The following is a 20,307-nucleotide window of genomic DNA, read 5'->3' on the forward strand; positions in this document are numbered from 1 at the left end:
ACGCCATCCGGCCTCGCCAGGCGCCCGCGGACGTAAATCTGCGCGGTTTCAGGACGTCTTGCCACCCGGCTCTCCGGCTGCCCACCCCGGAAAAGTGAACCCAACCTTCCTCCACGCCGCCACTGCACGGTCGATGATCGCCGGATCGATATGCCACGCGCGGGCATGCCTAAAGAAAAAGCACTCGAAATCGGGCTCCACCTCCAGAAGACGTGCCTTTTCCCTCAGCGCGCCCTCCATATCGCCCATCTCGACCAAAAACCACGTCAGGTAGGCGTGATAGAAAAAGGCCGCGGCGATCGGCGCACGCTCGATTTCGACCTTTGCCTCGGCGGGGCCTGCGGTCATGGCGATTGCGATGGCTTTGACCGTGTGAAACCATCCCGCATGCACCGGGTTGAGCGCAATCGCCTGATCCAACAGGTCCACCGCGACGTCCCATTTCGCCAAGGCTGCATAGCAGGTGCCCAGCTTGGCCAACAACTCTCCGTAGCCGGGGTTGAGGCTGAGCGCCAACCGGGCCGAGCGATCGAACCCCTCCAGATCCCCGGCAAAGAACCTGGCCATGGCCAGCGCCTTGTGCGCGACGGCATTCTGCGGATCGCAGGAGACGGCCAGCCTGGCCTGCTCCATCATCTGCGGCAGCAGGTCATCGCCCCCGGCGGGGGGCATGTGATATTCATCCGCAAGGACCAGCGCCAGCACGGCATGGGCATCGGACGAGCCGTCATCTTCTTCCAGAACGCTCAACAGCCCATCCCGGATCTCGGCGCGCTCTACGGGGCTCAGCTCGAACGAGAGTTGGTGATAGCGCGAAATCCAGTTGTAGGTCTCCCATTTCTGGCTCCGCCCCTCCGCGGCCGCACGCCGGGCATAAAGGCCCAGCGGGCCGAACCTGTCGGTGATGCGCGCAGCGATACGCATCGCCATCCGGTCCTGCATCTCGTAAAAGGCGGGCAGTTCCATCCGGTCGCAGAAGTGGTCGACCAGAACGATGGAATCCGCCACCGCATCGACCAGATTGATCGACACGTCGATCCGCCCGTCGCGTATCATCAGGCTGCCTTCCAGCACGAAATCAGCGCCCAGCGCCTCCTGGATCTGCGGGATCGTCATCTTGTTCAGCTTGACCGTTTCCATGGTCGAGCGCGAAAAGACAGAGATTTCCTTGAAGCGCGACAGGTTGGCGATCGTCTCCTCGGTCAACCCATGCGAGATGAATTCATTGGCCGCATCGGGGCTGTAATTGTCAAACGGCAGCACGGCGATGGACGGCTTCGCGGTGCTCGTTCCGATGGCGTCGGGCTTGATGGCCGACGGTCTCTCGCCGTCCCATGACAGAAAGAACGACGGCTCGTACGAGCCCTTTTCGATAGCGATATGAATGGGGTCGTCCTGACCGTCCTGCACATAGAACTGCTCCAGCTTCTGGCGCAGGGCGCGGGCCTGCACGCGCACGATGGTATCTGTCTGTGGGTCGAAATCCTTGGGCCGGTCGAACACGTCGATGCCGATCGTGTAGCCCTTGAGCCGGTCCGCGCGCCCGGCCAGCGCCTCTTCGACGAGGTAGGTCAGAAAGCGCGACAGGCGCGGCGCATTGCAGAACTGCCTGCTCTCGATAATCCGGGCCAGCTGTGTGCGAACCACTTCCGTGGGCAATGATGTCGTTAGTTTCATGGCCCCGGCCCCCTCAATTCAGGCGTCGACTGAACGTGTCTCCAACCACTCCCCCACCTGTAAGCCTCACCGTGATTCACTTCGATGTCCAGCCCGCAGGTTTAGACTGAATTCGGTAGGGGGATCATATGTCACTGGAAGCCTCGATACCAAGCCTATCCTGAAGGTGCCATGATGAATGCACAGGATGAGAATCTGAAATCGGCGGTGAATTGCCTGAAGAAATTCGGCGCCGAGTTGGAAACCTTGGTGGAGCGCACGCAGGGCGAGGAAACTCGGGACACAATATGGCTGACTCACCCACTGGCCGAACTCAACACGCAGGTGCGTACCACGCTGCAAATGCTTCAGAGCGCAGCGTTCGACCGCACGCAAGCTGCCAAGGCACAGTCGGCCAAAGGCTATGACGATTGGAATGCGCTGCGCCGGGCCATCCTGACCTATCGCACCCTCGCTAGGCACAGCACGGAGCGACACTAGCATGGAAAATGCGAAGGCTGCAGCAACGCTGCGGAGCCAAGGCACCAACAGGTTTTACCGATTGGAATGCCATCGAAACGACATTAAAGGGGACAGCGCCATGACATCATCCACCCTAGGAACCGCCGATATAACTCGAGCATCCGCAGCGGATGTCCGGGTTGCCACTCTGGCGCGCATCGCGGGGCCCGCCCCATCCAAGCCTATCGCATTGACACCCAGTGCACGCAGCGAAGGTATGGCGCCCGCCCGGCGCGCCGAGACGAAAACGGATTCTGGTCCGCTGGTAAAGCTTTTCGAGCGCAATTCCTTTCGCAAGCAGTTTCAACCTGACGCCACCATCTTGCTGCATGACGAACCGGCGGATGCAATGTATCTGGTCGAGTCCGGAATGGTGCGCTGCTGCACCATCGACATCAGAGGGCGGCGGCAAATTTTTTCCTTTGCCACCAAGGGCGATGTCGTCGGAATTTCGGATGGCAACCGCTGGCACTTTACGGCCGAAGCTGTCGATCACGTGACCTTGCGCGCCTTGCCCCGCGCGACCGTCGAACATCGGCTTGCCGTCAGTATTGCCTTGCAACAGGACATGCGTCTACGCTTGCAGAATTTGCTGGCGCTGCGCGAACAGCAGTTGCTTTCGCTGCTGAACAACAAGGCGCATGAGCGGCTTTTCGACTTCCTCAAGGCCTTCGCATTGTCCCGGCCGGGCGGGGGGCACATTGCGCTACCCATGCCGCGCCGCGATATTGCGGATCATCTGGGCCTCTCGGTCGAAACTGTCAGCCGCGCCTTCAGTGACCTCAAGACCAAGGGCCTGATCAACCTTGCGAGCCACGAAAAATACAAAATCCTGCAATGGGACGAAGAACAGCCACGGGCCCTCGCCTCCTGAGGTGAAGGATTAATCCTGCATGGTGCCGTCTTCTTGCCGGTCTGCGCTACGTTTCGGCTTCTTGTCCTTTTTCAACGCCTCGAAGCCGATGATGACGTCCAGAAGCTCGGTTGTGATCTCGGTCTGCCGCAGCGACCGGGTATCGGATTGCAGCTCCAACAGCCTGTCATCCACCGATTGCTCGGCCTGCTGCATCAGGGCCATGCGGGCCGCATTCTCCGTCACCAGCGCCTCGGCGGCGGCGCGGAAAAGGCTGGCAAAGAGGTGGCCCCGGATCAGCGCGAGGAAAAGATCATTGGGCCGCATCGAGAAATAGGGCAGGCTGCGCGATTGCCACGGCGAGCTTTGCATCTCCGCCACCAATGCGCGATCCAAGGGGAGCAGGTTGGCAATCCGCGGGGATTGCATGCCGCCCTCGCCCCGTGCCGCATAGGCAAGCGACACCGCCAACCCGCGCGGCAGGCTGTCCCGACGGATGGTGTCCAGTCGCTGCGTCAAAAGGTTCGCAAGGCGGCCGATCCCGTCAACGGAGGCGGGCGGCGACAAAGACTTTTCCGCGGCAAGTCCTTGATCGGCCAGCGCATCGGCCATTTGCGCCCCGATACAGAGCACGGTCACGGCGCCGGTGCCGCTGGCGGTGATATGCTGCGCCACCTGCGCCGCAACCCCCTCGTTGTAATTGCCGCAAAGGCCGTGATCCGAGCCGAAGACGATGATCACGCGCGCATCGTCCTCCTTACCCTCGACGCCAACCGGCCCCGACTGCGACAGAAAGGCATGCAGTCCCTCCAGAACGGTGCCGTGATAGGCCTCGATCGCGCTGGCGGCATGCTCATACGGGGCCGAGTTGATGACCGAGAGGGTCTTCATCGTGTGCACCACGCTGCGGATGCCCTGCATGCTGGTCGTGGTCCGCGTCAGTTGCTCAAGCGTCTGGGCCATTCTGCGCCTCCAATGCCGCGCGCGACTGCCGTCCCAGTGCGGACATCCGGGCGCGATCCTCATCGCTGAGTGCGCCATCTTGCGCGATCTTCTCGGCCAGATCCTCGAACTCGGTGACAGCGGCGGTCCTCACCTTGGCCATGACAGCCACCGTGTCCGGCTCGTTCAGCCCGTCGAACTGGCCTTCCATTGCCGAGACAAGGACGGCGAGCTGCTCAATCGCCGACATGGGGTCACGCTCGGCCTGCCGAAGCGAGGCGCGCACCGCCGCACCGCGCGTCAGCCGCGCCCGCGTCGCATCGTCCAGCCGGGTGCCGAAACGCGCGAAATCCTCCAGCTCTTCGAATTGCGAAAGGGTCACGCGTAGGTTGCCCGCCACCGCGCGGAAGGCACGGCTTTGCGCCTTGCCGCCCACCCGGCTGACCGAGACGCCCAGATCGACCGCGGGAAACTGGTTTTTCCGCACCAGGCGGGGCGACAGGTAGACCTGCCCGTCGGTGATGGAAATCAGGTTCGTGGGGATGTAGGCCGAAAGGTTCTCGGCCTGCGTCTCTACCACCGGCAAGACGGTGATCGACCCGCCGCCAGCGTCTTCTGTGAACTGGCCCGCCCGCTCCAGCAGGCGGGCATGGATGTAGAAGATATCGCCGGGGAATGCCTCTCGTCCCGGCGGGCGGCGCAAGAGCAGCGACAGCTCGCGGTACGAGCGCGCGTGATGCGTCAGATCATCCAGCACCACCAGCACGTCGCGGCCTTCACCGGCGAAATGCTCGGCCATGGTCAGCGCCGCATAGGGCGCGACATAGGCAAGGCCCGCCGCATCCTCATCGCCCGCCGAAAGGATGATGGAACGCTCTGCCATCCCGCCATCGCGGATCGCGCCTATCACCTTGGCCACCGCATCGCCACGCTGCCCGATGGCGCAATAGATGCAAATTACATCGGTGCGTTTCTGATTGAGGATCGCATCGACAGCCAGCGATGTCTTGCCGGTCTGCCGGTCGCCGATGACCAGTTGCCGCTGCCCCAAGCCTATCGGCACCGCCGCATCGACCGCTTTGATCCCCGTGGCGAGGGGACGCGTGATCGCCTTGCGCTGCAGGATCTCGGGCGCTTCCGCCTCGACCGGGCGCAGCGCCGCGGCCTTTATCGCACCCATGCCATCCTGTGGCTGACCGAGCGCATCGACCACGCGGCCCAGAAGCGCCGCGCCGGTCTGCGTGCTGACAACCGAATGGGTCCGCGTGACCGCCGTGCCCACGCCGATACGGTCGGACGGCCCCAAGAGGACGACACCCAACCGCCCCGGCTCCAGATTGAGGACAAGGCCCATGAGACCGCCCTCGAATTGCAGCAATTCATCCGAGAGCGCCCGCTCAAGCCCGGTCACCACGGCGATGCCGTCCGCCACCTCGGCCACCTGCCCGATTTCGCTCAGCCGCGGCGGAGGGGCGGGGCTGTCCAGCAGCGCCTTGACCATGCCTTCCGGCTCGGGGCCGATCCTGCCTGCGGTCTCAGTCATGGGTGCGCGCCTTGTGATCGGTGTCCGCCGCAAGACGCGCGGTGATCTGCGCGCCTAAGCCCTCCACGTAGGACTCCACGGTCCAGTCCAGCTGCGCGCCACCGATCCGCAGCACGAGCCCCGGTGATTGATCGGCATCCGTATCAAACCTGACATCGACCTTGGGGAAGATGGCCTTCAACTCGGCGTTCATGGCCTTGGCGACCTTGGCGGGCAGAGGATCGCGGCTGCTGACCGTGGCGGCGGAGGGCGCCCCTCCGGCGGCGCGCTTGAGCTCGGGCGCCATCGGCCGGATCTGCTGCACGAGGCGCTGCGCCATCAGCGCCTCCAGCGTCTCATCCGCCAGATCCCTCAGCGCCTTGCGCGTCAGAGACAAAAGGGCCTCCGCCCCGGCGCGGTGCATTCTGGCCGAATAATTCCGCGCCTCGTCATCCATCTGCGTCTTCCAGCTAGCGTATTCCCGGTCCAGTCGCTCCTGCGCGGCCGCCAGCATCGCATCGCGCTCGGCCTCGGCGGCCTCGCGCGCGGCCTCGGCGGCCTCGTCCCTTGCGGCAGCCAGTTCGCGCAGCTTGCCGCGATAGTCCGCCTCGGTCCGGGCCGCCTCATCCGTGGCGATGGCGGCCTCCTGCATCCGCGCCGAAATTTCGGCCTCGCGGGCGTCGATGCCGTCCAGGATGGGACGGTAGAGAAACCGCTTCAGTAGCCAGACCAGCACCAGGAAATTGGCGATCTGCGCAGCGACCGTGATCCAGTCGATGGACATGGCTCAGCTGCCCGCCGCCTGCTGCGCGGCCTCCAGGGCCACGGTCCAGAACGGGTTGGCAAAGAGAAGGATCATCGCGACGACGAAACAGTAGATGGCGGTGGATTCGATCATCGCAAGGCTGACGAAAAGCGTGCGCGAAATGGTCGGCGCCGCATCGGGCTGCTGAGCGATGGCGCTCAGCGCGGTGGCCGCCGCGCGTCCTTCGCCGAGGGCCGGGCCGATGGCTCCGAATGAGACGGTCAGGCCTGCGGTAAAGATCGAGATGGCGGCGATGATTGCCAGGTCAGTCATGATATATCCTTTTCAGGCTGCGAAGGGCTGGATTGGGCCGTGGCGCCGGCGATGTAGACCGTCGCCAGGATGGCAAAGATGTAGGCTTGGATCATGCCGGTCAGCAGGCCCAGCAAATCCATCACCACGGGGAAAAAGAAGGGCGCGACGCCCAGCAGGATTGCCGCGATGACCGCGCCACTCATGATGTTGCCGTAAAGGCGGATGGCCAGCGAAATGCCGCGCGAGAACTCCGAAATGATGTTGAAGGGCAGCATGATGAAGGAGGGCTGCAGATACGTCTTGAGATAGCCGCCAATGCCCCGGCTGCTAATCCCGAAAAGCGGCACCGCGATCAGCACCGACAGCGCTAGCGCGGTGGTGGTCGAAAGCGAGGATGTGGGCGGCTCGAAGCCGGGTATGACCAGCAAGAGGTTCGACACCGCCACGAACAGAAAAAGCGTACCCGAGAAGTATAGAAGACGGCGCGAGGGGCCGGGCGCGATCTCGTGGATCTGGCCCTGAATGCCCTGCACGATCACTTCCAGCGTGGTGCGCCAGCGACCGGGTGGCACATCCGCGCGCAGGTTGCGCGTGATCAGTATCGACGCGCCGACCAGCAGCGCCATCACGATCCAAGTGTAAAAGATGGTGGCGTTAATGGGGATGCCCCAAAGGTAAAAAATCACGATCTGGTCGGGCGAGAGGGTCATGGCGCTGCACCGATCCGCGCGGCGGTGGTCGCCGCGATCCTCGCGGCAAGGAACGCTGCAGCGTATCCCAGCGCCGCCCATGGCCCGGCCTGCACCGTCACCGCCCAGCCTACCGCCAACAGGAGCGCAATGCGTATCAAGGCGCTCAGCGCCAATAGCGCGACCGGGCTATGCGCCCGCAGCGCCCGGCGCATACCTAAGGCAAGGCCTATGAAGAAAAGCGCGCTGACTGCCGCGCCAACCGCGCCGCCCAGCATCAGGGCTGTCCAATCAATCGGTGTCATCCGGGCGTCCTTCCTTGTTGATCCAGGCGATGGCGATGAAAATGCCGACGACCACACCGCCGAGAATCAGCGCGATCGTCCAGTTGAAGTTCTGCGGCGCCACCCGGTCCAGCCAGAGGCCCAGAAAGGCTCCACCAACCGTCGGCACGGCGATGGACCAGCCGATCATCCCGAAGGTGCCGATGCCTCGCAACGGGCTTGGTCCCGGATGTTCGCGCCGCGATTTCATCCGCTGCGCTTGGCGGGCGATGTCCTCGGCCGGTTTGTCGGGCTTTCGGGTCATGGCTGCGGCCTTTGCAGTTCGGCGAAACGGCGCACGATATCCGCCTCCAGCCGCGACAGGGCCGACCGCGCCTGCCGCTCTTCCTCATCCATCTGGACAAAGCGCTCCTCGACGGTTTCCTTGAGCGTGCCCAGATCGTCGCCGCGCACGCCGCGCAGGGCCGCGATCGAAACATCCGGCCCTTTCTTGACCAGCAACCCCTCGTCGAGGCCGAAAATCACTTCGGAGCCGTCGACGAGGCGCAGGGTCAGAACCGACGGCACCAGCGCCGTGACGAAATCGACATGGTTGGGATAGATCCCGAACGCCCCATTCGGGGCCACGCCCGTCAAACGGCTGGCCTGCCCTTCGAAGAGCGTGCCGGCCGGCAGGCGCAGGGTAACCGTCATTTGGGCGGCCATGCTCATGTAGCAGCCTCCTTCAGATCGGAGAGGCCGCCGATCATGTAATAGGCGCTTTCGGGCAGATCGAACTCGGTCTGGCCGAGAATCGTCTCGCAGCCGTCCAGCGTCTCGTCGATGGGCACCAGCTTGCCCTTGGTGCCGCTGAACGCCTCGGTGGTGAAGAATGGCTGCGTCAGGAACCGCTCCAGCCGCCGGGCGCGTGCAACGGTGGCGCGGTCCGCCGAAGACAGCTCTTCGAGGCCCAGCATCGCGATGATGTCGCGCAACTCCTCATACTCGGCCAGCGTGCGACGCACGGCGCGGGCGATGTCGTAATGCCGTTGCCCAACGACCGAGGGCGTCAGCATGACCGAGGCCGAGGCCAGCGGATCGACCGCCGGATAGAGCCCCTCGCTCGCGCGTTTGCGCGACAGCACGACCGAGGCGGAAAGGTGCGAAAAGATATGCGCCGCCGCCGGATCGGTGAAATCGTCGGCCGGCACATAAACCGCCTGAATCGAGGTGATCGCGCCCCGCTTGGTCGAGGTGATGCGCTCTTCCAGCGCGGCCAGCTCGGTGGCCAGCGTCGGCTGATAGCCCACGCGCGACGGCATCCGCCCCATCAGCCCCGACACCTCGGACCCCGCCTGCACGAAGCGAAAGATATTGTCGATCAGCAAGAGCACGTCCTGCCCTTTGTCGTCGCGGAAATACTCGGCCATCGTCAGGGCGGTCTTGCCCACCAGAAACCGCACGCCCGGCGCCTCGTTCATCTGGCCAAAGAGCATGACGGTCTTGTCGCGCACGCCCGCCTCGCCCATCTCGCGGTAGAGCTCCTCGGCCTCGCGCGACCGCTCGCCGATGCCGCAAAACAGGCTGACACCCTTGTGATGCTGGACGGTGTTGTTGATCAGCTCGGTGATCAGCACGGTCTTGCCGACGCCCGCCCCGCCAAAGAGGCCGGCCTTGCTGCCCCGTTCAATGGGCGACAGAAGGTCAATGGCCTTGATCCCCGTCTCAAGGATCTGCGATTGAAGGACCCGCTCGCTCAACTTGGGTGGGGGGCGGTGAATGGGGCGCAGATCCTCGCCCGAGGGGGCCGGCCGGCCATCAATCGGCGCGCCGAAAACGTCCAGCATCCGGCCCAGAACGGCCTCGCCCACCGGCACCCGAATGGGGCCGCCAGTGGCCCGCACGCTCTGGCCCAGGCCCAGTCCACGCACGGGCGCCATCGCCATGGTGCGCACCAGACCATCCCCGATCAGGCTCGCCACCTCCAGCGCCACATCGCCGGCATAAAGCAGATCGTGGATGCGCGGCGGCGGTCCGGCAAAGGCCACATCGACCACCCCGCCACGAATGGCCGCGATATGGCCCTCGGTGCTGTCGGCTATATCTGCGGAGGGTTCTGCGCTCACCGTGTCACCTCAACCGTCTTGCGACACGCGGGTGCCCGCCGTGCCACCAAGAATATCAAGCGCATCGGCCAGCCGGCCTATGCCCGCCACGCCGCCCTGATCTGCAAAATCGCAGGCCGCAATCAACTTTGGCCCCATCGAGCCTTTGGGCATGTCCAGCGCGCGGCCCTCATCGGGCGTCACGTGGCGCAGCGGCTGGGCCTTCTCGGTGCCGAAGCCCTCATAGACCGCGTCGACATCGGTCAGCAACAGCAGCGCATCCGCGCCGATATCGGCGGCCAGAAGCGCGCTGGCCGCATCTTTGTCGATCACCGCCTCGATGCCGACCATGCTGTCATCGGCGCGGCGCATCACCGGGATGCCCCCGCCTCCCGCGCAAATGACGATCACGCCCTGATCCAGCAGCAGACGCACGACGCGCAGATCTGGAATCTCGACCGGTTTTGGCGAGGGCACGACGCGCCGCCAGTGATCGCCGTCCTGCGCGATGGTCCAGCCTGCGGCCTTGGCGCGCGCCTCGGCCTCGTCTTTTGAGTACACCGGCCCGACGAACTTGGTCGGCTCTCGAAAAGCGGGATCCTGCGGGTCTACCACAACCTGCGTCAAAAGCGTCGCCACTGCGTGATCATGGCCCAGCGCGTTTTCCAGCTCCTGCTCGATCAGGTAGCCGATCATACCCTCGGTCTCGGCCCCCAGCACGTCCAGAGGATAGGCCTCGTCGGGTTTATAGGCCGCCCCTTGCAGGGCCAGAAGCCCGACCTGAGGGCCGTTCCCATGCGTCACGATCAGGCGGTGCCCTGCGCGCACGATGTGCGCCAGCGCTTCTGCGGCCGTGCGCACATTGGCGCGCTGGGCCTCGGCTGTCAGCGGCTCCCCCCGCTGCAAGAGCGCATTGCCCCCGACGGCTGCGACGACCAGCATATCAGGCCCCCAGCGTGGCGACGAGAACCGCCTTGATCGTGTGCATCCGGTTTTCCGCCTGATCGAACACGATCGACGCGGCGCTCTCGAATACGTCCTCCGTCACCTCCATGGCGCTCAGGCCGAACTCCTCCTCGATCTGCGTGCCGATGGCGGTCTCGGTGTTGTGGAAGGCGGGCAGGCAATGCATGAAACAGGCGCGCGGATTGCCAGTCTTTTCCATCACCTCTGCCGTCACCTGATAGGGTTTCAGCAGTTTGATCCGCTCGGCCCATTTTTCCTTTGGCTCGCCCATGGACACCCAGACATCGGTATAGACGAAATCGGCGTCCTTGACGGCGGCATCCACATCCTCGGTAATGGTTACCGTCGCGCCCGTCTCGGCGGCGATCCCCTTGGCCTCGTCGATAATCGCCTGATCCGGCCAGCAGGCCTTGGGCGCACACAAACGCACATCCATGCCCATCTTGGCCCCGCCGATCAACAGGCTGTCGCCCATATTGTTGCCCGCATCCCCGAGAAAGGCGAAGGCGACGCGGTGCAGCGGTTTCTCCACATGCTCCTGCATGGTCAGAAAATCGGCGAGGATCTGAGTTGGATGGAACTCGTTCGTCAGGCCGTTATAGACCGGCACGCCGGAATATTCGGCAAGCTCATCGACCACTTCCTGGCCAAAGCCGCGATATTCGATCGCATCATAAATACGGCCCAGCACCCGCGCGGTGTCCTTGACCGATTCCTTGTGCCCGATATGCGAGCCTGTCGGCCCCAGATAGGTGACCCGCGCGCCCTGATCATAGGCGGCCACCTCAAAGCCCACGCGGGTGCGCGTGCTGTCCTTTTCAAAGATCAACGCGATATCCTTGCCCTGCAGCTTCGGCACCTCGGTGCCGGTATATTTCGCCACCTTCAGATCGGCAGCCAGCTTGAGCAGAAAGGCGATTTCGCGCGGGGCGTAATCCCGCAGGGTCAGGAAATGCCGGTTCTTCAGATTGTAAGCCATTGTGCTAACTCCATTGCTCAGCTGTAGTGATGACGTCATCCACGTCGCGGCGGTACGCGTAGGGCAGCCGCTCGCCGTGACCGATGCGCACCAGCAGGGATGGGCGGCCCTCGGGAATGGTGATCAGGCGCGCGACACGTTTGCGCTGCACCGGCACCTCGACCGCCTGATTGATATGCGCCATCACCAGCCCGAGTGAAGTCGCCTCCAAGGCAAATCTCTGGAACGCACGGCCCGTCTCGATCCAGTTTTCCGGCGTATCGGCATGGCTGACGAAAATCATCAAGGCAGACGCGCTGGCGATATCGCCGCGAATTTTTGCGGACTCGGGGCGGACACGGTAGACCAGCGGGAATACCAGCCGGCCCATCCATTCCGGCAAACCCGGATTGCCAAGGCATCGCCCGAACAGCCCATCGCGCCGCGTGCGGGCCTCGTGCGGGCTGAACCGTATCCAATGCATCAGTTCACTGACAAAGGCCGGGTCTGCCATCTGGTCGGCGTTACCGGCCACAACGGCCTCGCAGAGCGACGCGATCTCTTCGGGCGCGTCCACAAGGCAGACTGTCACCCTGGAGGCAGTGGCCGCTTGGATCACCGCATCTTTTTCGGCATCGGTCAGCGGGCGCGCATCATATCTGTTTCGCGTCGATTGGCGCAAGGGAATGGCCGCGATCAGGGGCGAGGGGTCGGCAGTGCCAGTCTTCAGATCAATCTCGATGACCGTGCCTTCCTCGGTGATGCGCGGCACCGCAACCAGACCGAAGCCGGTGGCGGCAATCACGATGTTCTCCGTCGCGCATCCAAGGCTGACATAAAGATGGTGATCGTCAGGATCGACGGCAAGGCACCTGCGACGATGATCGGCGTGCAGCACTATGCGATCCGGGCTGAGCTCGAAACGCCATGGCTGCGTGTTGTGGCTGTTCGCGGCCAGAACCGCGAGACGCACCAGTTCCCGGCTCCGGCCATCGGGTGACCGAATTCGGGTATCCATCGGAGCGCGGAAGGCGCCGAGGGGTGCGTGATCGTTCATCTGGCCGCCCCTGCCCTATACGGGGTCGCGCTTTGTCGGGCAGCTCATGCAGTGACCGCCGCCGCGCCCGCGGCCCAGTTCGGCGCCGGGGATGGGCCGCACCTCGATGCCCGCGGCCTTGAGCGCGGCATTGGTGTCATCGTTACGGTCGTAGCCGATGACCACGCCGGGCCGCAGCGCCAGCACGTTGTTGCCATCGTTCCACTGCTCGCGCGCACGCTCTTCGGGGGTGTCGCCGCCCGTCGCCACGATCTGCAGCTTCTTGTAGCCCAGCACCTCGGCCACGATGTCGAAGATCGGACGCGGATCCTTGCGGAACTGCAGCGGCGCGGGGCCGTCGCCGGGGCGGATGTCATAGCAAACCAGCTCGTCCGCAACTTCCTTGAAGGTGGTGACCACATCGCCGCCACAGAGGGTGAATATAGTATCCAGATGCATCGCCGCGCGCGATTTCGGGATGGCGAAGGCCAGCACACGCTGCGCCGCACCCGTATCGAAGAGCGCCTCGGCCAGTTGGCCCACACCTTGCGGCGATGACCGCTCGCCCATGCCGACAAGGACGGTGCCGTCGCCGACGGGCATGATGTCGCCGCCCTCGACGGTGGCCAGCCCATGATCCTCGGTGGGATCACCCCAATGGATCGTCGTCTTACCCGCAAACTTTGGGTGGAATTTGTAAATGGCCGTGTTCAGCAGAGTCTCGGGCCGGCGCGCGGGCCAATACATCGGGTTGACCGATACGCCACCAAAGATCCAAGCCGAGTTGTCGCGGGTGAAAAGCGCATTGGGCAGCGGCGGCAGGATGAAGCCGTGGGGACCCAGATAGCTGCCGAACAGGCCGGTCAGCTCGAACGGCACATCATCCACCGCCAGCCCGCCCAAGAGGTATTCGGCCAACTCGGCGCCCGGCAGCTCGTCCATCCAGGCGCGCAGCTCCTGCATCATGCCGACGCCGATCTGGTCGGGCACGATGCGGTGGTCCAGCACCCAGTTGCGCCCCTTGGGTATGTCCAGCGTCTCGGCCAGCAGGGTGTTGACGTCCAGAACCTCGACACCTTCGCTGCGCATGGTTTCGGCAAAGACATCGTGATCTTTCTGCGCCTGTTTGACCCAGAAGACATCGTCAAAAAGCAGGTCCTGGCAGTTTTCCGGCGTCAGCCTGCGATGGGCCCGGCCGGGGCGGCAAACGATGACCTGCCGCAATTTACCGGTTTCGGAATAAACGCCCAGAGGTTCGTTTGTCATGTCTTGCCTCCTTCAGATGATGGCGGCGATGCTGAGCGCCGCTGAGATGAAAATGATCAGGATCAGAAGCAAAGGCCAGATGAACACCAGCCAGCGGTCATAGGATACCCGTCCGATCGCGAGGCCGCCGATCACGACCGCAAAGGTCGGATTGATCAGGTTCACCAGCCCGTTGGCCGATTGATAGGCCGTGACGACCAGACTGCGCGCAACACCGGCAAAATCCGCAAGTGGCGCCAAGATGGGCATCGACAGCACGGCCAGACCGGATGACGACGGGACGAAGAAACTCATGCCGACCTCGATCCAGAACATCAGATTGATGAAGGCCAGATCGCCAAGCCCGGCGAGCGACTGCTCGGCACTGTGCAGAATGGTGTCCGCGATCAGGCCGTTCTCCATGATCACGACAATGCCGCGCGCAAGGCCGACCACCAGGGCCACACCCAGAAGATCACGCGCGCCATCGACGAAGTTTCCGGTGATCTGCTTCTCTCCCATGCGCGCGATCAGGCCGATCAAGATGGCAGAGCCGAGGAATAGCGCACCCATCCGCGCCATCCACCAGCCTTGACTGGAAACGCCCCAGATCATGGCCGCGAACGTCAGACCGAAGACGATCAGCACAATGGACTGCGTGCCGGTCAGATTGGCCGCTTCGGCGCTATCCGACTGATCCTTTAAAAAAATCCGGCGATGTGCTTCGGCCTGCTTGGCCACAACCGAACGCGACGGATCCTCCTTCACCCGGGAGGCGTAACGCATGACATAGGCGGCGCAGACGATCAGGCCGCCGATCAGCAGGATGAAACGCAGAACAATGCCATCAGTGAAAGGAATGCCCGACGCGTTGGCCGCGATTACCGTCGCGAATGGATTGATTGTAGACCCCAAAACACCGATACCCGCACCGATCAGAATGATCGCGACACCGGTGACCGCATCGTAACCTGCGGCGATCATGATCGGAATCAGAATGGCATAGAACGCAAGGGTCTCTTCGGCCATCCCGTAGGTCGTGCCACCCAAGGCGAACAATGTCATCAGGATCGGGATCATCCAGATTTCCCGGCCCTGAAGCCTGCGCATCACCGTCCGGATGCCTGTATCAATCGCGCCGGTCGCGTTGACGATGCCAAGAAAACCGCCCAGAAACAGGACAAACAGCGCGACGTCGATTGCATTGGCGGCGTAACTGTCAGGATCATAGAAACCCGCAGTCGGCGCCAAAAGCACATCCCAGAAGCCCTGAGGGTTCGGGTCCACCTGCTGAAAGGTCCCCGCAACGGCAATTTCCCGGCCCACGGCGTCGTCCATTACGCGGTCATAGCTGCCCGCCGGTATGATCCAAGTCAGCACCGCCACCAGGATGATGAGAAGGAAAAGAATTGTGTAGGCCGTCGGAAAGCGTGACTGCGTCTGCGCTTCCGGGCTGTCGGTGGTTGGCGTTTCCGGCATGAATTCTCTCCCTGCAAAATGGCTTGCCCTTCGCCATCAATCGACGATTGGAAAACGTGACATTCATCTGGAGCATTGACCGCGCGCGCAGTTTCAGGATTGACGTTCGTCAATTAGCTGCCAGATCGAGGCCGTGTTTTACTGTGCCGAAGCCATCGTCTGCCGGAACCGCAGGAGGGCGATCACGAAGAATATCGCGCTGAGCGCCACCATGATCACCATGTCGGGCCAGACCGTCGCCAGCCCCGCGCCGCGATAGAGAATGGCTTGCGAGAAGGCCACGAAATGCGTCGAGGGCGAAATCTGCATCACGTTCTGCAGCCAGGTGGGGATGCTCTCCATCGGTGTGGTGCTGCCGGATAGCAGGTTCATCACCACCAGAACCGGCAGGGCCAGCAGGCCGAATTGCGGCATCGAGGTGGTGAAGGTCGCCAGAAGGATGCCCAGCCCGGTCACCGAAATCAGGTAGAGGACCGTGCCGCCCACAAAGAGGAAGATCGATCCTGCAACCGGCACGGACAATATGCCCTGCACAACGATCCACAGCGACAGCACGGCAGCGACGATGATCACCAGGCCGTTGGCCCAGATCTTGGCCAGCATGATCTCGGACGGGGTGACGGGCATGACCAGAAGATGTTCGATCGTGCCGCGCTCGCGCTCGCGGATCAGGGCCGCGCCGGTCAGCAGTACCGCCAGGATCGTGACGTTGTTGATCACCTGCATGACCGATGAGAACCACGTCGATTGCAGGTTCGGGTTGAACTGCGCGGTAACGATCAGGTCGATGGGCAGGCTGGTTTCGTCCTCGGTTCCGGTGACGAATTTCGAAAGCTCGGCGGCGATGATCTCCTGCAGGAAAACCGAGCCGTTGCCCGCCTGCACCATCGCGGTGGCATCGACATTCAGCTGGATCGAGGGCTGTAGCCCGGCAAGCACATCCGCCTCGAACCGGGGCGGGAAGGACAGCACGAAGACGTGGTCGCCACTGTTCATGACACGGTCGACCTCGTCCGGCGATATCTCTTGCGGCGTATCGAATTCGGGCGGCAGGATCGCCCCGATGATGCGTCCCGTGAGGTCGCTCCGATCCAGGTCGACATAGGCGACCGATGCGTTGATCACCTCCAGCTTGGCCCCCGTCGCGACGGCATAGACGGCAAAGCTGAACACGTAGATGATCAGGAAGAGCAGCGCCGGATCGGTCCAGAGGCTGCGCAGTTCCTTGCGCCCCAGCCGATAGATATTGGACAGCCACTGTATCATCTCAGCGTTCCTGCTTGTTGAGAGCCAGGATCGACACCGTTACAAAGAGGATCGCAAAGCCCGCCAGCGCCACGTGGTTGCGCCACAATTCGGCAAAGCCGAGATCCTTGGTGAATACGCCGACGCTGATTTGCTGATACCATCCCGATGGAAAGCTCAGCCCGATGACCTGCCCGCTGCCCGAGAGCGACGACACCGGCACCAGCAGCCCCGAGAAGTTCACCGCCGGAATGATCGAGATCACCGCCGCGGCAAAGGTGGCCGCCACCTGCGTCCTGGTGAAGGTCGAGATCAGGACGCCAAAGCCGGTCGTCGCCATGACATAGAGCAGCGTGCCCGTGACCAGCGCCGCGACCGAACCCTTGATCGGCACGTTGAAGACCCCGTAGGCGACGATCAGCAGCGTCACGAAACTGAGCATCGCGATGACGACATACGGCAATTGCTTGCCCAACAGGAACTCGGCCCGCGTCACCGGTGTCGAGCGGAAATTGGCAATCGAACCGGTTTCCTTTTCCCGCACGACACCCATGGCAGACATCATGGACGGGATCAGAACCAGCATCAGCATGATCACCGAGGGCACCATGGCGACGACGCTCTTGAAGGCCTGATTGTAGCGAAACCGGCTTGCGACATCCGCAGCTCTGGTATCGATGATCTCGCCATAGGTCCGCTCGGTCTGGGTCCGCGTGTAGGCGGCGGCCAACCCGGCAAGATAGCCGCGCGTCGTCTCGGCCCGAAAAGGCATGGCCGCGTCCAGCGCAATGCGCACCTCGGGCCGGTCGCCGCGCAGCAGCGCCTTGCCGAACTCGGGCGGGATCTGGACGGCGATGGCGATTTCGCCGTCGCGCAGCCGCGCCTCAAGCTCGTCCGCGCTGGAGGCAGATGGCTGTTCCTCGAAATAGCGCGAGCCGGAAAACGCCTCGAGCAACTCGCGGCTTTCGGCGCTGCGGTCCTCGTCCAGCACGGCATAGGGCAGGTCCGTCACGTCGAAGGAAATGCCATAGCCGAAGGTCAGCATCAGGATGACGGGCCCCATGAAGGCGAATGTCAGACGCAGCGGATCGCGCAGGATCTCCATCGTCTCGCGCCGGGCGAAGGCCCACATGCGCGAGGCGCCGCCGCGCTGGTGGGCCGAGCCCTCGCGGTGCTGGACAGGGGCCGCCCGCGGCGGGGAGTCGGTCTCACCGGCCGCTTCGCGCAGATAGCTGACGAAGGCGTCATTGAGGCTGTCCGCGCTTTTGGCCCTGGCAATCTCGTCCGGCTTGCCCACGGCCAGGACGCGGCCCGCATGCATCAGCGAAATGCGATCACAGCGCTCGGCCTCGTTCATGAAATGGGTCGAGATGAAGATCGTTACGCCGTCATTGCGTGACAGACCGATCAGGTGCTGCCAGAACGCATCGCGCGCGATGGGATCGACGCCCGATGTCGGCTCGTCCAGGATCAGAACGTCGGGCGAGTGGATCACAGCCACGGCCAGTTGCAGGCGCTGCCGGATGCCCAGCGGCAAGTCGTCCGGCCGCTCGTCCGCTTCATGCACCAATTTGAAGGTTTCCATTACCTCGGCAACGCGCCCGGCGCGCTTGGCCGCGGGCAACTGGTAGAGCTCGGCGTGCAATTCGAGGTTCTGGCGCACGGTCAGCTCGCTATAGAGCGAAAAGGATTGCGACATGTAGCCGACCCGCTGGCGCGTGCGCATATCGCCCGCATTCAGTGTTTCGCCAAACAGCAGCGCCTCGCCCGCGCTGGCGGGCAGCAGCCCTGTCAGCATCTTCATCGTCGTCGTCTTGCCGCAACCGTTGGAGCCCAGAAAGCCGAAGATCTCGCCCCGCTCGATCTCGAAATTGACTGAGTCGACAGCGGTGAAATCGCCGAATTTGCGCGTCAGCGCCTTGGCCTGAATAGCGGGCGGTCCGTCGAATGCACGGCGCGGCGGCACGGTGACGGCGGTGTGGCCCCGGCGCGCTGCCTCGGGCAGCATGGCGATGAACGCCTCTTCAAGCGTCGCCTCACCGGTGAGCTTCAGCATCTCGGCGGGCTTTCCCATGGCAATGACCGCGCCGTCTGACATCGCCGCCAGCCAGTCAAACCGCTCGGCCTCTTCCATGTAGGCGGTGGCCACGATCACGCTCATCTGCGGGCGCTGCTGGCGCATCCGGTCGATCAGATCCCAGAATTGCTGACGCGACAGCGGATCGACACCCGTTGTCGGCTCGTCGAGGATCAGCAGGTCAGGATCATGGATCAGCGCCGAGCAGAGCGACAGCTTCTGCTTCATCCCGCCCGAAAGCTTGCCTGCGGGCCGGTCCGGAAAGGGATCAAGGCCGGTGGCCTGCAGCAGATCGGCAATTCTCTCGCGGCGCTCGGCCTCGCCCTGCCCGAAAAGGCGGCCAAAGAAATCGAGATTCTCGGTCACTGTCAGCGTGGGATAGAGGTTTCGCCCAAGACCCTGCGGCATATAGGCGATGCGGCGGTTGCAGGCCCGCAAATGCGCGCGGCTGCGGATATCGCCGTCCAGCACATGCACCTCCCCGGCCTGGATCTGCCGGACGCCGGCCAGCAGGGCCAGCAGCGTCGACTTGCCCACGCCGTCCGGCCCGATCAACCCGGCCATGCACCCGGCGGGCACCTTTAGCGAGACATTGTCGAGGGCCGCAGTCTGCCCGTAGCGATGCGTGACCGCCGACAGCACCGCGACGGGCGGCGAGGTCATCGCGGCAGTCTCACCGTCAGCTCATCCGGCCACTCCACGGTGTCATCCACACGGACATAGCCCACCCCCGGCACTCCTGCGCGCGCGCGGTCCTGATACTGGGCCAGCAGATCAGGCGGAATGGTCAGCTTGACGCGGAACATCAGCTGGTCGCGCTCTTCGTCGGTCTCGACCGATTTGGGCGTGAACTGGGCCGTGCTGGCCACGAAGGATACCTTGGCCGGGATGACGTAATCGGGAATCGCGTCCAGAATGATCCGTGCCTCGGCCCCGATGGCCAACCGCCCGGCATCGCGGGAGGGCAGGAAGACGGTCATATACATGTCCGACAGATCGGTCAGCGTCACGATACTGGTTCCGGCGGCCACGACCTCGCCCTCATGCTCCAGCACGTATTGGACACGCCCGGCGCGCGGGGCGCGCAGCGTGGCATCGTCGATATTGCTCTGCACGCCCTCGACGGCGGCCTCGGCAGCGGCGATGGTCGCCTTGGCCAGAGGGATGCCCGCTTCGGCGGCGGCAAGCGCGGCCTCGGCGGTGTCCAGCGCGGTGCGCTGCGTGTCCAGCTGCGCCTGACTGTTGAAGCCGTCGGCGGCCAGCTTCTCGACCCGGTCGTAGGCGGCTCGGGCGGTCGTCAGCTCGGATTTGCGCTGACGCAGCAACGCGTCGGCCTGCAACTGCTGCTGCTCAGCCTGCTGCACGGCGGCGTTGGCCTGCCGCAGACTGGCCTCAAGTGACGTCGTTTCCAACCGGGCGACGATCTGCCCCTGCTGAATCCAATCCCCCTCGGACACCAGCACCTCGGCTACCTTGCCCCCGGCCTTGGCCGCAACGGCGAGACGCTCGGCCTCGATCCGCCCGTTCGAGCGACTGATGCCATCGGGCAGCACGGATTGTCGCGAGATTTCCCACCACGCTGCCGCACCGAGCACACAGACCAAAAGCACAATGCCGGCCAGGAGGGTTTTCTTCATGATCCAAATCCCTTTTCATGCGGTGCGGACCCGCAATGCAGATGCAGCATCC

The 20,307-nt window shown here is 63.6% G+C and carries 20 protein-coding genes; 2 read left to right on the forward strand and 18 right to left on the reverse strand.

What is annotated here, in order from left to right; all coding sequences use genetic code 11:
* Positions 1-48: 48 nt before the first annotated feature.
* Entirely contained in the window at positions 49-1,677 is a 1,629-nt protein-coding gene (locus ACEWPM_RS15055) for a tetratricopeptide repeat protein (protein WP_393962868.1), read from the reverse strand.
* 174 nt (positions 1,678-1,851) lie between these two features.
* On the opposite strand from ACEWPM_RS15055, the gene ACEWPM_RS15060 reads away from it, so the two are divergent.
* Positions 1,852-2,157, forward strand: coding sequence for a hypothetical protein (locus ACEWPM_RS15060; RefSeq protein ID WP_420768027.1), 306 nt, complete (start codon positions 1,852-1,854; stop codon positions 2,155-2,157).
* A 100-nt stretch (positions 2,158-2,257) separates the two neighbouring features.
* The gene (locus ACEWPM_RS15065) at positions 2,258-3,052 is read left to right on the forward strand and encodes a Crp/Fnr family transcriptional regulator (RefSeq protein WP_420768028.1); all 795 of its coding nucleotides are present in this window, start codon (positions 2,258-2,260) and stop codon (positions 3,050-3,052) included.
* A gap of 9 nt (positions 3,053-3,061) precedes the next feature.
* Here the strand turns inward: ACEWPM_RS15065 and ACEWPM_RS15070 are convergent, their stop codons facing one another.
* The 17 genes from ACEWPM_RS15070 to ACEWPM_RS15150 all read right to left on the reverse strand — a co-directional run bounded on the left by ACEWPM_RS15070 (position 3,062) and on the right by ACEWPM_RS15150 (position 20,255).
* On the reverse strand, positions 3,062-3,994 hold the full coding sequence (locus ACEWPM_RS15070) for a F0F1 ATP synthase subunit gamma (protein ID WP_393962871.1): 933 nt from the start codon (positions 3,992-3,994) through the stop codon (positions 3,062-3,064).
* Positions 3,978-5,516 carry a F0F1 ATP synthase subunit alpha gene (locus ACEWPM_RS15075; RefSeq protein WP_393962872.1) on the reverse strand — a complete coding sequence of 513 codons (1,539 nt, stop codon included), beginning with the start codon at positions 5,514-5,516 and terminating at the stop codon, positions 3,978-3,980. Before ACEWPM_RS15075 ends, ACEWPM_RS15070 begins: the two co-directional genes overlap by 17 nt.
* Positions 5,509-6,279 (reverse strand): F0F1 ATP synthase subunit delta, encoded by a 771-nt coding sequence (locus ACEWPM_RS15080; protein ID WP_393962873.1) that lies wholly within the window; start codon positions 6,277-6,279, stop codon positions 5,509-5,511. The genes ACEWPM_RS15075 and ACEWPM_RS15080 overlap by 8 nt, the downstream gene beginning before the upstream one ends.
* 3 nt (positions 6,280-6,282) lie before the next feature.
* Complete coding sequence (locus ACEWPM_RS15085; RefSeq protein WP_076531983.1) at positions 6,283-6,573, reverse strand: F0F1 ATP synthase subunit C; 291 nt, start codon at positions 6,571-6,573, stop codon at positions 6,283-6,285.
* On the reverse strand, positions 6,570-7,265 hold the full coding sequence (locus tag ACEWPM_RS15090) for a F0F1 ATP synthase subunit A (RefSeq protein WP_393962874.1): 696 nt from the start codon (positions 7,263-7,265) through the stop codon (positions 6,570-6,572). Before ACEWPM_RS15090 ends, ACEWPM_RS15085 begins: the two co-directional genes overlap by 4 nt.
* Positions 7,262-7,549: an ATP synthase subunit AtpR gene (locus tag ACEWPM_RS15095; protein ID WP_393962875.1), complete on the reverse strand. Its 288-nt coding sequence runs from the start codon at positions 7,547-7,549 to the stop codon at positions 7,262-7,264. Before ACEWPM_RS15095 ends, ACEWPM_RS15090 begins: the two co-directional genes overlap by 4 nt.
* Positions 7,536-7,832: an AtpZ/AtpI family protein gene (locus ACEWPM_RS15100; RefSeq protein WP_393962876.1), complete on the reverse strand. Its 297-nt coding sequence runs from the start codon at positions 7,830-7,832 to the stop codon at positions 7,536-7,538. Before ACEWPM_RS15100 ends, ACEWPM_RS15095 begins: the two co-directional genes overlap by 14 nt.
* A complete protein-coding gene (locus ACEWPM_RS15105; RefSeq protein ID WP_393962877.1) occupies positions 7,829-8,239 on the reverse strand; it encodes an ATPase in 411 nt (136 codons plus the stop codon). Before ACEWPM_RS15105 ends, ACEWPM_RS15100 begins: the two co-directional genes overlap by 4 nt.
* Complete coding sequence (atpD, locus tag ACEWPM_RS15110; RefSeq protein WP_476454009.1) at positions 8,236-9,633, reverse strand: F0F1 ATP synthase subunit beta; 1,398 nt, start codon at positions 9,631-9,633, stop codon at positions 8,236-8,238. The genes ACEWPM_RS15105 and atpD overlap by 4 nt, the downstream gene beginning before the upstream one ends.
* Before the next feature lie 9 nt (positions 9,634-9,642).
* Entirely contained in the window at positions 9,643-10,554 is a 912-nt protein-coding gene (arcC, locus tag ACEWPM_RS15115; protein WP_393962878.1) for a carbamate kinase, read from the reverse strand.
* Between the two features lies 1 nt (position 10,555).
* A complete protein-coding gene (gene argF / locus ACEWPM_RS15120) occupies positions 10,556-11,557 on the reverse strand; it encodes an ornithine carbamoyltransferase (protein WP_393962879.1) in 1,002 nt (333 codons plus the stop codon).
* A 4-nt stretch (positions 11,558-11,561) separates the two neighbouring features.
* A complete protein-coding gene (locus tag ACEWPM_RS15125) occupies positions 11,562-12,593 on the reverse strand; it encodes an Acg family FMN-binding oxidoreductase (protein ID WP_393962880.1) in 1,032 nt (343 codons plus the stop codon).
* A 15-nt stretch (positions 12,594-12,608) separates the two neighbouring features.
* A complete protein-coding gene (locus ACEWPM_RS15130) occupies positions 12,609-13,838 on the reverse strand; it encodes an arginine deiminase (RefSeq protein ID WP_393962881.1) in 1,230 nt (409 codons plus the stop codon).
* Between the two features lie 12 nt (positions 13,839-13,850).
* A complete protein-coding gene (locus ACEWPM_RS15135) occupies positions 13,851-15,296 on the reverse strand; it encodes a YfcC family protein (protein ID WP_393962882.1) in 1,446 nt (481 codons plus the stop codon).
* Positions 15,297-15,434: 138 nt separating this feature from the next.
* The gene (locus ACEWPM_RS15140) at positions 15,435-16,562 is read right to left on the reverse strand and encodes an ABC transporter permease (RefSeq protein ID WP_393962883.1); all 1,128 of its coding nucleotides are present in this window, start codon (positions 16,560-16,562) and stop codon (positions 15,435-15,437) included.
* Position 16,563: 1 nt separating this feature from the next.
* Positions 16,564-19,281: a ribosome-associated ATPase/putative transporter RbbA gene (rbbA, locus tag ACEWPM_RS15145; RefSeq protein ID WP_393962884.1), complete on the reverse strand. Its 2,718-nt coding sequence runs from the start codon at positions 19,279-19,281 to the stop codon at positions 16,564-16,566.
* The gene (locus ACEWPM_RS15150; protein ID WP_393962885.1) at positions 19,278-20,255 is read right to left on the reverse strand and encodes an HlyD family secretion protein; all 978 of its coding nucleotides are present in this window, start codon (positions 20,253-20,255) and stop codon (positions 19,278-19,280) included. Before ACEWPM_RS15150 ends, rbbA begins: the two co-directional genes overlap by 4 nt.
* Between the last annotated feature and the right edge of the window lie 52 nt (positions 20,256-20,307).

Source organism: Roseovarius maritimus, from assembly GCF_043355895.2.
GTDB classification, from domain to species: Bacteria; Pseudomonadota; Alphaproteobacteria; order Rhodobacterales; family Rhodobacteraceae; genus Roseovarius; species Roseovarius maritimus.

Coding starts and splice junctions, on each gene's coding strand:
- ACEWPM_RS15055 (WP_393962868.1), bottom strand. CDS start 1,677: ATGAAACTAACGACATCATTGCCCACGGAAGTGGTTCGCACACAGCTG.
- ACEWPM_RS15060 (WP_420768027.1), top strand. CDS start 1,852: ATGAATGCACAGGATGAGAATCTGAAATCGGCGGTGAATTGCCTGAAG.
- ACEWPM_RS15065 (WP_420768028.1), top strand. CDS start 2,258: ATGACATCATCCACCCTAGGAACCGCCGATATAACTCGAGCATCCGCA.
- ACEWPM_RS15070 (WP_393962871.1), bottom strand. CDS start 3,994: ATGGCCCAGACGCTTGAGCAACTGACGCGGACCACGACCAGCATGCAG.
- ACEWPM_RS15075 (WP_393962872.1), bottom strand. CDS start 5,516: ATGACTGAGACCGCAGGCAGGATCGGCCCCGAGCCGGAAGGCATGGTC.
- ACEWPM_RS15080 (WP_393962873.1), bottom strand. CDS start 6,279: ATGTCCATCGACTGGATCACGGTCGCTGCGCAGATCGCCAATTTCCTG.
- ACEWPM_RS15085 (WP_076531983.1), bottom strand. CDS start 6,573: ATGACTGACCTGGCAATCATCGCCGCCATCTCGATCTTTACCGCAGGC.
- ACEWPM_RS15090 (WP_393962874.1), bottom strand. CDS start 7,265: ATGACCCTCTCGCCCGACCAGATCGTGATTTTTTACCTTTGGGGCATC.
- ACEWPM_RS15095 (WP_393962875.1), bottom strand. CDS start 7,549: ATGACACCGATTGATTGGACAGCCCTGATGCTGGGCGGCGCGGTTGGC.
- ACEWPM_RS15100 (WP_393962876.1), bottom strand. CDS start 7,832: ATGACCCGAAAGCCCGACAAACCGGCCGAGGACATCGCCCGCCAAGCG.
- ACEWPM_RS15105 (WP_393962877.1), bottom strand. CDS start 8,239: ATGAGCATGGCCGCCCAAATGACGGTTACCCTGCGCCTGCCGGCCGGC.
- arcC (WP_393962878.1), bottom strand. CDS start 10,554: ATGCTGGTCGTCGCAGCCGTCGGGGGCAATGCGCTCTTGCAGCGGGGG.
- argF (WP_393962879.1), bottom strand. CDS start 11,557: ATGGCTTACAATCTGAAGAACCGGCATTTCCTGACCCTGCGGGATTAC.
- ACEWPM_RS15125 (WP_393962880.1), bottom strand. CDS start 12,593: ATGAACGATCACGCACCCCTCGGCGCCTTCCGCGCTCCGATGGATACC.
- ACEWPM_RS15130 (WP_393962881.1), bottom strand. CDS start 13,838: ATGACAAACGAACCTCTGGGCGTTTATTCCGAAACCGGTAAATTGCGG.
- ACEWPM_RS15135 (WP_393962882.1), bottom strand. CDS start 15,296: ATGCCGGAAACGCCAACCACCGACAGCCCGGAAGCGCAGACGCAGTCA.
- ACEWPM_RS15140 (WP_393962883.1), bottom strand. CDS start 16,562: ATGATACAGTGGCTGTCCAATATCTATCGGCTGGGGCGCAAGGAACTG.
- rbbA (WP_393962884.1), bottom strand. CDS start 19,281: ATGACCTCGCCGCCCGTCGCGGTGCTGTCGGCGGTCACGCATCGCTAC.
- ACEWPM_RS15150 (WP_393962885.1), bottom strand. CDS start 20,255: ATGAAGAAAACCCTCCTGGCCGGCATTGTGCTTTTGGTCTGTGTGCTC.